The organism is Chlorogloea sp. CCALA 695 (assembly GCF_003003885.1).
GTDB lineage: Bacteria > Cyanobacteriota > Cyanobacteriia > Cyanobacteriales > Chroococcidiopsidaceae > Aliterella.
The window spans coordinates 1-10,376 of the sequence record NZ_PVWN01000095.1 but is presented as its reverse complement, the minus strand read 5'-3'; the positions used below and the strand labels follow the sequence as shown (position 1 = coordinate 10,376).

The 10,376-nt window shown below is 40.0% G+C and carries 8 protein-coding genes; all 8 read right to left on the bottom strand.

Annotated features, from left to right (window positions below):
* On the bottom strand, nt 1-2,534 hold a 2,534-nt coding region (locus C7B70_RS23995; RefSeq protein ID WP_106371437.1), incomplete at its 3' end, for a tetratricopeptide repeat-containing serine protease family protein.
* 92 nt (nt 2,535-2,626) lie between these two features.
* The gene (locus C7B70_RS23990; RefSeq protein ID WP_106371436.1) at nt 2,627-3,172 is read right to left on the bottom strand and encodes a COP23 domain-containing protein; all 546 of its coding nucleotides are present in this window, start codon (nt 3,170-3,172) and stop codon (nt 2,627-2,629) included.
* A gap of 76 nt (nt 3,173-3,248) precedes the next feature.
* The gene (locus tag C7B70_RS23985; RefSeq protein ID WP_106371435.1) at nt 3,249-6,647 is read right to left on the bottom strand and encodes an AAA-like domain-containing protein; all 3,399 of its coding nucleotides are present in this window, start codon (nt 6,645-6,647) and stop codon (nt 3,249-3,251) included.
* A 215-nt stretch (nt 6,648-6,862) separates the two neighbouring features.
* Nucleotides 6,863-8,149 carry an AAA-like domain-containing protein gene (locus C7B70_RS23980; protein ID WP_106371434.1) on the bottom strand — a complete coding sequence of 429 codons (1,287 nt, stop codon included), beginning with the start codon at nt 8,147-8,149 and terminating at the stop codon, nt 6,863-6,865.
* 364 nt (nt 8,150-8,513) lie between these two features.
* A complete protein-coding gene (locus tag C7B70_RS23970) occupies nt 8,514-9,008 on the bottom strand; it encodes a DUF3368 domain-containing protein (protein ID WP_106371433.1) in 495 nt (164 codons plus the stop codon).
* Complete coding sequence (locus C7B70_RS23965; protein ID WP_106371432.1) at nt 9,005-9,253, bottom strand: UPF0175 family protein; 249 nt, start codon at nt 9,251-9,253, stop codon at nt 9,005-9,007. Before C7B70_RS23965 ends, C7B70_RS23970 begins: the two co-directional genes overlap by 4 nt.
* A gap of 399 nt (nt 9,254-9,652) precedes the next feature.
* On the bottom strand, nt 9,653-9,844 hold the full coding sequence (locus C7B70_RS23960) for a hypothetical protein (RefSeq protein ID WP_106371431.1): 192 nt from the start codon (nt 9,842-9,844) through the stop codon (nt 9,653-9,655).
* Nucleotides 9,845-9,907: 63 nt separating this feature from the next.
* Nucleotides 9,908-10,162 carry a hypothetical protein gene (locus tag C7B70_RS23955; protein ID WP_199192514.1) on the bottom strand — a complete coding sequence of 85 codons (255 nt, stop codon included), beginning with the start codon at nt 10,160-10,162 and terminating at the stop codon, nt 9,908-9,910.
* Nucleotides 10,163-10,376: the final 214 nt, after the last annotated feature.

Sequence of the window (10,376 nt, the reverse complement as noted above, 5' to 3'; positions counted from 1 at the left end):
TAGGCATCAGCATATTCAGGGTTAATCGTAATTGCTCGATTGTAATCGGCTTCCGCACCTGGGTAGTTTTTCTGTTCATTGCGGAGAGCACCCCGGTTGACATAGGCATCAGCATATTCAGGATTAATCGTAATTGCTCGATTGTAATCGGCTTCCGCACCTGGGTAGTTTTTCTGTTCTTTGCGGAGAGTACCCCGGTTATGGTAGGCAACAGCATATTCAGGGTTAATCGTAATTGCTCGATTGTAATCGGCTTCCGCACCTGGGTAGTTTTTCTGTTCATTGCGGAGAGCACCCCGGTTGACATAGGCATCAGCATATTCAGGGTTAATCGTAATTGCTCGATTGTAATCTGCTTCCGCACCTGGGTAGTTTTTCTGTTCACTACGGAGAACACCCCGGTTATTATAGGCTATATCAAGTTCAGGGTTAATCGTAATTGCTCGATTAAAATCTGCTTCCGCACCTGGGTAGTTTTTCTGTTCATAGCGGAGAAGACCTCGGTTGTTGTAAGTTAGTTCACTCGGCTTAATATTAATCGCTTCATTAAGGGCAACTTCAGCCTCTACATAACGTTTTAATGCGTATAGTACATTCCCTTTAAGTATATAAAGGGTAAAGTCTTGTGGATTATCCTTATCTGCTTGCTCCGCATTAATCTTGATCGCCTGGTTAATTGCGGCTAGGGCTTGGGGGTATTTTCTTAACCGAACAAGCGTAGTACTTTGTTCGCGCCAAGCTTGGTAATAATCAGGATTGAGTTGAATAACGTGCTCAAAAGTTGCCACTGCTTTAAGATTATTTCCCTGAGACTGCTGTACTAGCCCTAGAGCGTAATAAGCTTGGTAATAATCAGGCTTTTTTGCTATAGCTTGCTCTAGCGCTGCTACCGCTTCGTCAGGTCTTTCTAATCGCCACAGCAAATTGCCATAATTTAGCCACTCATCCTCATCCGCATTCGGTGCTGGTTTTGTGGGGCTAAAAGAGGGCTGACTGCGAATTGAACTAACCTCTGCGCCTGTTAAAGTTGGTGGCGAAGATGTTTCGAGCTTCATCCACTGGGGTTGGATGCCTGCCTTAGTTGCCAAACTTAAACCTGTACTAATTGGAACTCCTAAAGCATATCCTAGCTGTAACTCAACTAGCTTTTCTGCTTGATTTACCACTCTATCCGCTTCTGAACGACCACCAATACCAATCACTCGCCCTTTGACATCTAGCAGTGGCCCCCCACTCATCCCTGGTAGAGACAGATTAGTAAACACTAACTCATAGCCATTACTTAACTTGGTTGCAGTATCTTTTGTTTCAAAAAATCCTCTGGTTTTATCAAAACGCACACCAGGGCTGAACTTGCGGAGTCCCTTCTGTGACCCTGATAATCCTGATAAAAATATCCAATGGCTCTTAGAATCTGACAGGTTATATCTAGCTAGAGTGGCTACAGGATATTCTTTTTCACTACTGAACTTGAGGATTGCTACATCTAATCCTTCTTCCAAAAATATATCTTTGGTTTTAACTATATGTATTTCTCTGTCCGGAGTGAGGACGGTATATTGGTCTTGATTTTTCACTACATGAGCAGCTGTGAGAACATAGTAAGTCTGTCCTTGACGAGCAATTACTACCCCGGAACCATTACCATTGTTTTTTGAGTCAATTCTCAAAGTAATTTGTTGAGCAATTAGGTCTACCTCTCCGGCTATTCCAGTCAAAGTTGATTGCTTAGGAAGAGAAACGCTTTGAGGATTATTGCTACCCTCTTGAGGGGGAATTATGGCTAATTGTGGTGCTACTATAGCTAAGGTTTGAATCGGTACAGCAAAACTTACTTTTCGCAAGCGCTGGCGTAATTCGTCACTGGGACTGGAACCATCAAGGTAGGTGTAAGTATCATTTAATATTGCTTCGTTACTTAAGCCATTGACTCCAATTAGTTCTCCTGCTTGATTTAGCAGTGGTCCTCCACTCATCCCTTGTTTAATTTCATTGGTGTAACCAAGTTGATAGCCTCCTAATAATGGTTTAGGGGCAATAATTGAGATTTTACCTGTAGTAAATAGTAGTTGTTGACTATCTAGGGGAAACCCTGCGGCATATACGCTTTGATTTTCGGCTTTAGTGGTAGTGGTGGCTAAAGCAACGATACGATAGGTTTGTTTTGAGGAAAATTGTAAAACGGCTAAGTCATTGCCTTGAAGTGAATTACCTTGATTTTTAACTACCGCAGCATGGATTTTACCATCGGGAGTTTGAATGCGATAATTGCCTTTGGCGTTAAGAACGTGGGCGTTAGTTAAAATTGTATAGTTTGTCCCTTGTTTGGCAATGAGGATACCAGAACCAAGTTCTCTACTCGCTAAGACTTTGACAGTAACAGCTTGGGCTAATTGACGGATTTGGGTGGAAGATAAGCTTCTAGCAAGTTGGATAGATTGGGGATTGGGGGCAATAGGTGTAGTAAAGGCAGTAGTGGGTAGAATTAATAAACTACTACTGATAGCAATAATACTTAAGTGTAGGCGATTCATTTGTTGGGTAATAGGTAATGAATAATGGGTAATATGTCACCAATTACCCATTAGTTGAAAATTAAGTTGTTGCACTCCTTGGGGAAGAAGCTTTATTCTTCCTCAATGGGGGCGGTTTGGATAAATTTATCGATGTCAATTTGATAGTAAACTTGCTTGGGTACAGAACTATGCTCTAATGGTGAAGTAGCACGCCCTTTAAGAATATCTTTGAGATTGGTGAGTATTAGTAGCGGGTCGTCATCTGGTCGCAACGTTAATAACGTTGTATTGCAAGCCCCACCATTGCTACTAGCTGAACAAATTACTGGCTGACCCTTAATTCTGCTATTAGTAATAAACTTTAAACTACCGTTGTTATAGGCAGTTTGAAACCTTGCTGATATGTCCTGACACCGCCGCCCTGAACTATAATCGGCATTATTAAACCACTTATATTTCCACCGAATAATTGCCCTTTTCTGCCCTCCACTCCAAGCGTAGGTGGTGGGATAGCGTTGATTAGCTTTTTTATCAAAGCCTGTGGCACAAATAAAGCGTACATCAACACTAGCTTGGGCAAAATTTCCCATCGCTGTTAACCCCAAGGTAGGGAAGGCGCAGCCAGCAACTAAAGCAATGATTGATTTAATTTTCATAACTCTTATTTTCCTTTAGTAATTAAGAAGTATCTTATTTGACTTCATGGCAATGATTCGAGATGTGAGGAAAACTTCACCATTTTCCTGTCTTGTCAAAATAGTTTTGAAACAAAGGTTGCTTGAGATTGCATACAGTTAATTTATTAAGTGTTTTAGGATAGGTGACAAAATAGTCTTTAAGCCATGTACACCCCCGCCCTAGCAAATCATCTAAATTCAAACTCCACAGCATTACACTACCATCTGTACTCGCCGAAGCTAAAATTTCTCCGTCGGGGCTAAAACTAACGCTAGTAACTGCGGAGCTATGTCCAGTCAAGGTAGCAGTAGCAATAGAAGTTCCATCTAGTTTCCACAGTTTTACGGTTTTGTCGTTACTACCAGAAGCTAAAATTTGACCATCAGGGCTGAAACTAACGCTGGTAACTGTTTTACTATGTTTCGTTAACAAGGAAGTCACAGGAGTTCCATCTAATTTCCATAGTTTCACCGTTCGGTCGTCACTGCCAGAAGCCAGAGTTTGACCATCAGGGCTGAAACTAATGCTATTCACCTGCTTTTTATGGGCAAAAAAGCTATTCGTTTTAGTCCCATTTTGTTGCCAAAGTTCAATAGTTCCTTGTTCGCTACCAACGGCAATTTTTTCACCATCAGGGCTAAAACTCATGCTTGTCGCCCACCCCCTGTTTTGTTTCATCACAAGCGTAGCAATTAAAGTTTTCCCATCTCGTTTCCAGAGTTTTACAGTTCCTTCATTAGTCCCCAAGGCAATCATTTCACCATCGGGACTAAAACTAAAACTTGCAGCAAAATTTGTCTGTCCAAAAAACTTATGGATTGAAGTTCCATCCCGTCTCCAAAGCTTTACATTACCGTCATCTGTCGCTGTAGCAATGATTTGACTATCTTTACTAAAATTGACACCATTAAAAGTTTTACCTGTATGTCCAGTTAAAGAAGTTAAAGGATTTATATCTTGGTTCAGGTTCCACAGTTTGACTGTTCCTGTATCGTTAGCAGTGGCAATAGTTTTGCCATCAGGACTAAAACTAACGCTATTTACTTGACCCATCTGCTCTGTTAAGTTAGTTAATAGCTTTGGGTCTTGTTTAGGGTTCCATAGTTTCACAGTTTGCTCAAGGCTACCAATAGCAATCGTTTCACCATCAGGACTGAAACTAATGCTTGTTACTGGACTTTGAAGATTGAGGGTTGTTGCATATACCGTCCCTTTCCGTTGCCAAAGTTTTATCGTTTCATCTTCACTAGCAGAAGCCAAGATTTTACCATTGGGACTAAACCTAACACTTGTTACCAAACCTTGATGAGCTTGGCGAGTAAGAATTGAAGTTCCATCCCGTTGCCAAAGTTCTATCGTTTCATTCTCAGTCCCCGCAGCAATTATATTTCCATCCGGGCTAAAACTAATACCCGTTACTGAACTACTATGTTCAAATGAAGGTGAATCTACTTTTCGTTCTAGCTGCCAAAGTTTAACCGTTCTGTCCTTACTACCAGACGCAATTGTATTTCCATCAGGACTAAAACTCACGCTTGTCACTGCGTTTTTATGTTTAAAAGTAATCGCCGTTCCATCGGGTTTCCAGAGTTTTACAGTCCCGTCCTCACTACCGGACGCAATCATCTTCCCGTCAGGACTAAAACTAATACTTGTTACCGCTCCCTCATGTCCACTCAAGGGCGCAAGAGAAGTCCCATCCCGTTTCCAGCGTTTTATAGTCCCATCTTCACTACCAGACGCAATCATCTTTCCATCCGGGCTAAAACTGACATCATGAAGTTTTTCTTGCTGACTTTCTAACTGATTTTTTTGGCGAATATTTGCCAAAATATTCAATAGAGCAGACAAAGGAACAATTGTCTGATACTTTGCTAGAGAGCGCTCATTTTTTACTAGCTTTTGCAAATCTTGACCAGCCTGCATACTTAATAGTAAAGCCTCAAGCTGTCTTGACTCAAACTGCCGCAGAGCATTATCTCCCACTTGGGTTAGTCGTGTACCTTCTCTTGCTTCTTCGGCGGTTTTCAACTGCTGCCGTGCATAGATAATACTTATAACTACTACGATAAATGCGATCGCACTTCCCGCTCTAATTATCTGTCTAGCTTTTTGATTAGCCTCCGCCAATATTTGATTTGCTTTTACTTGAGCGGATCTTTCCGTTCTTTCTTGCTCTAAGATAATTTTTCGACTAGCATCAAAGAACTGATAATCTAAATCGCTTAAGCTTTTACCTACTGCCCATATTTGAGCATCATCAAAGGCTTTACCTTGCAACAACCAGGAGTCTGCGCGCTGATGGTTTAACCAGCCATTGATTGCTTCGCTATAAGGGCGCAGTTTATTTAATTGTTGATTGACCCAATCCTGATTAAAAACTGCTTGATAGATTGGGTTGTACGGCTTTAAGTATCCACCTTTTTTAACAACTAACCCTGATAATCTCAAGGTTTGTTCATCACTGACATCTATAGCAACTTCTCTAGCCGTACTGCCATTTTCCTCGCTTACGGTATCAAGAGCATTTAGAACTTGTTGATACAATCCTAGTAGTCTAATTGCTCTATACTCGTTACTTAATAAGCGATCTCGTATAGTTCGTAAATGCTCTGGTTCATCAAGAGATTCCCAATCTTGAATCACATCTTGGCGAACCAACTGGCTAACATTTGGCTGACTGCTTTGAGCTTTCTGGACAATTAGACTGCACAATTTTTGAGTCAAAAAGGGTTGTCCCCCTGTCCATGTCAACACTTGCTGTAAAACATCTTCAGGATTTTCTACTTTTAATCCTGGAATCAACGCATCTTTAGCTTCGTCAAAGGTCAAACCCGTTAACTCAATTGAGCGACTAATATTAAAAGGCGTGCGCTGCTTATCTTCCATCAAGTCTGCGGGTGCGGCTACTCCCAGCAAACAAAAAGTTAGGCGATTGTATTCTACATTGTCTGCCCGTTTATTATAACAAGCACGAATAAAGGTAAAAAAGTCATCCTTAAAACTAACTTGAAGTAAGCTATCAATTTCATCAATAAATATAACAATATCTTGACAAAACTTTTTTAGCAGTATCGATTCAATTAAACAATCCAATCGTTGCACGTCAGTTTGCGATCGCTGTTGCTCGTACCATACCTCAAAATTTATCTGATCATCCAGTTCAAAGGTAGACAACAAATGATAAATAATTCCTCTATACCATTGGGTTTGACTTACGTTACTACCTAGCAAAGTTAAATCGATAGAAGTACATTTTACCCCTGACTCTTTCAGCTTTCTCATAGTTTGTACTCGCAAACTAGATTTACCCATCTGTCGCGAGTTAAAAACAAAACAGTATTCTCTAGCTTTTAAAGTCTCAAAAATTTCTTGGTCAGCTTTACGAAAAACATAAGTAAGATGATTATGTTTTAAGCTTCCACCTACCTTATAATAATTATCAAAAGTCATTCAAGTTTGTTAATTTTAATTGTTAGAGAGTGTTCTAAAAGCTTTGTAATTAGTTTTATCTAGTTGAATTCTCGACTACAAAAGTTCATTTCAAGATATTTTCATATTTTCTCCCCTTATTAAAATAGAATCTTCAATCAAGTACAAGTTACAGTTTATACCTTTTTACGTATTCTCTTACGTAAATAAAATTATCAAATAGTTTATCGACTTGACTAAATCAAACGCTCTTGATAATACTTTTGATATAAAAGACAGCGTGGAGCTACTAAATCACCTAAAATTTTAATTAGTCCCATACTTTCTAATTGATAAATTTGCTGAGTTTTGCGTTCTAACTTCACTGGATAGTTACTATTAACTATTTGTTTAAATACCGATGTCAGTTCCTGATTATTAACGAAAGTTTCTAAATGTCTTCGCAAGTGTTGATTATAAATTCCTGCGTCTGTGGTTGCTTCTTTCAATAATTGTTCAATTTTTTTATCCTGGGAAGCTAAATAATAAAAAGCTAATCGGATTAAGTAAGGATGACCCCCAACCAAAGACATCAAAGACACAATATCTTGACTATCTAAACCATGACGGATAGCTAAGTTTTTAACTTGTTCTTCGTTAAATTCATCTAGTTTTATAGGTAATCCCACATTAAAAGGAGATTTATTAATATCTAACTTCCCATAGTTTTCTGTAGAATGCACTATGACTAAGCGTAGGTTCTCCCAAATTTCTGACTCACTCGCATTTTCATTCCAGTTACGCAACATGGGGAAGAAGTTTTGATAAATTTCTGGAAATTCAAATAATCTATCTACCTCATCTAAAGCTAAAAGAAAAATTGCCTGAGACTGTTTTAAAACCTTTTTAAAATAAGCAGTGCAACCGATCATATCTTGAGGAAATTCTTCCCCCAACGGAGAGGAAGGTAGTTGATTAGCTAAATAAGTAGAAAAACTGTAAAGAAAACTACTTTGTTCGCTAAATTTTTTGTTTTCTATTAAACTAAAGTTTAAATAAACAGTATGATATTTACGCCCTTTAGCTTCAGCTATTATTCTTTTTACTAATGAAGTTTTTCCCATTTGTTTAGCAGCTTTAATACGAATCAAAGCGCCAGGTTGTTGAATAGCCTGAAAACAATTAGCTTCTACAGAACTACGTTCTATATAAAAGGGGGAACTTAGAGGTTCAGTACCTTCCGGAAATCGGATGCTAGGAAAATTATGACCGCATTTTTCTAAAGCTTTAAAACTAACTAATTCACGATTATAGTTGGCAAATAATTCAATTAAATTACAACGATAATCTGGCTCAGTTTCTGGAGGAAAGCCAAATTTCCTAGAGATATTTCTAAGCTGATGGCTAGTAGTAGAACGATGAGTTGCTCCAATTTCTTTAGCTATCTGTTCATCAGACTGACCCGCTAAAAATAAGGTCAATACTTTCTTCTGTTTCGGGGTTAACTCATTTCGATAAATATTATTAAATTGTTCTCGATTCATACAAAGTTAATTTGTTTACTATGACTATAGTATTTTTATAGGAGTTATTCGTATAAACCTTATATTCGGGTGATTGAGAATTTTTATCTAAAATAGGACTTTATTCTTGCGTTAGCATATATTAATAAAAACTATTTTACTGATCCCTTTCCGAGATTTTTACAAAAAAACCTAACATCGGTGCTAATTTTCATCCTTTCCTATCGCCTGCAAATAAGCTTTAGCCGCCGCTTCTTTTAGCGCTCCTTGGGCAAGTGCGCCCACAAACTCTATCGCTTTTTATCTCCATTAACTCCTTACCATACATTGGGTCTACGCCTTTACAGGTGATGCTTGTACCAAATTCATGACAAAATCGGTGTGGTCAGGTTTCGTCCACTATATCCAAAATCTGCTTGTACAAAGTTAGAGATACTCTAAACTCTGACGTGGCAATCAGAGCATCCATCAAGGGTTTTACAGCAAAGATCAGATTCTTCTGCTTCGCTTCAACTAAGATGCCCAGCAATCCAGTAATCTTTACTCCCAAACGGTCAGCCTCTGCCCTACCACGACGCTCATCAATTAATAGCAAATCTGCATCAAGCTCTAAAGCAAGAGCAATTGCCTCAGACTCTCCAGGATCTAACCTCGCCTCATCAATCAAACGTTTGACAACTTGATAATTAATCACTTCCCTGACTTCTAGCCAAGTAGCCGCTTGAACTTCAAGGGTTCCAGGAACGGGAGGAGCAATATCTGCAAGTTCTCGATACACCGCTTCTGGAATCGTGACTTGATTGTAAAGTTGATGTAGAAGTTGCAAGTGGTGGATTGCTGCTAAGTTGGTGATTGCTGATGTATCGCTAATAATAATCACAATCGTCCTAGCTGCCGTAAGTTCTTTAGATCCAGTTCAAAATCTTTAATGTCGTAGGAGTAAAGTGGAATATTTCGCTGTTTGAGAAGTTGACGAAAAGTATTTAGGTGCATATCTGCTAATTTGCTGGCGAAGCCTATTGTCAAATGACCTTTCTCAAACAGGTGTAATGCAATATCCTGGCGAAACTCGCACTCAGTAAGCCCAGAAGCTTGCAGGATTTCGTCTAAGATAACAATACTCATAACAGGGCAACCTTACTAATTGTACTTTTAGATTAACTTACAAACCTTCAGCTCTAATATGGAATACTTGCATACGATGCCTTTAGAATCGATCCCACTAACTTCGGAAACCAGATGTAGCAACAGGCGAGGAGGAGGAAAGCATCAAAGCACACCTTCAGGCGTTCCCATCGAACAACGAGCCGTCTATACTTGCATTGCAACCAAGAGAAAAAACGTTCTTGTTGGTAACGAGGTACAATTTCCTCGATTGGTCTGCCCTTGGGCTTTTTGCCTCTGAAATGCCGTTTTTTGATCTGCGGTCGAATACCCTTAGTACGAAGTTTGTTACGCAACCATCCAGCGTCGTAGCCAATGTCTGCAGCAAGAGTTTTAGGGCGACGCTTAGGATTACCTCGTTTACGCGAGTGTTAGTCGGATTTGAGCCAACATTGGCAGGACTTGCTGTCGTTCATCACCATTGGCAGGAGTAGTAATTGCTACAAGAGGCATCCCATTAGCATCGGTAATACTGTGAATGAGTATACCTTTTCCTTTGTAACCATAGCTAACCCCTTCACCGCCACCATTAAGCGGGGGAAAAAGAGCCATCAACGGCTCCATACTTCCAATCGATCATTCCCTTTTCCTCTGCCACTGCTAGTATCCGCCCTTTTAGTTTTTCCAGTGTTCCATCTTCGCACCATCGCGGAGCGCCAGCGATGAGCAGAACTTTTTGATGCCCATTGTTCGCCTTGCGGGATATCGCACCATCGGCAACCAGTAATCAGCCCGCAAGTGCTGGGTATTCAATACTTTGCGAAATGGTGAGTGTGGCATCCCACGCCCTCTTTTCTCTGAGGGTTGGGGTAGTAATTCTTCAAACAACTTCCACTCCAGATCGCTTAATCCCTCAAACCTACCTGCCATTTTGTCTTCTTCTTTGTTTTGTTTCAGCTTTATGCTGATTCTAGCTCATCTTTTTATGTTAGTGGGATAAACTCTTACAATCATGATTGCGCGGAGCGCAGGGCCGGAGGCAATCGCACGTAAGGCGTATGCAACAAATTCGCCGCCTTACGTTTAGCCGCTTCTCCCCGCCTGTCATACCGTGCGGTAGTTACAGGACTGACGTGACCTGCCA

Bases quoted from the DNA above. Each gene is read 5' to 3' on its own strand.
- C7B70_RS23990 (WP_106371436.1), bottom strand. From the start codon at position 3,172: ATGAAAATTAAATCAATCATTGCTTTAGTTGCTGGCTGCGCCTTCCCT.
- C7B70_RS23985 (WP_106371435.1), bottom strand. From the start codon at position 6,647: ATGACTTTTGATAATTATTATAAGGTAGGTGGAAGCTTAAAACATAAT.
- C7B70_RS23980 (WP_106371434.1), bottom strand. From the start codon at position 8,149: ATGAATCGAGAACAATTTAATAATATTTATCGAAATGAGTTAACCCCG.
- C7B70_RS23965 (WP_106371432.1), bottom strand. From the start codon at position 9,253: ATGAGTATTGTTATCTTAGACGAAATCCTGCAAGCTTCTGGGCTTACT.
- C7B70_RS23960 (WP_106371431.1), bottom strand. From the start codon at position 9,844: ATGGCTCTTTTTCCCCCGCTTAATGGTGGCGGTGAAGGGGTTAGCTAT.
- C7B70_RS23955 (WP_199192514.1), bottom strand. From the start codon at position 10,162: ATGGCAGGTAGGTTTGAGGGATTAAGCGATCTGGAGTGGAAGTTGTTT.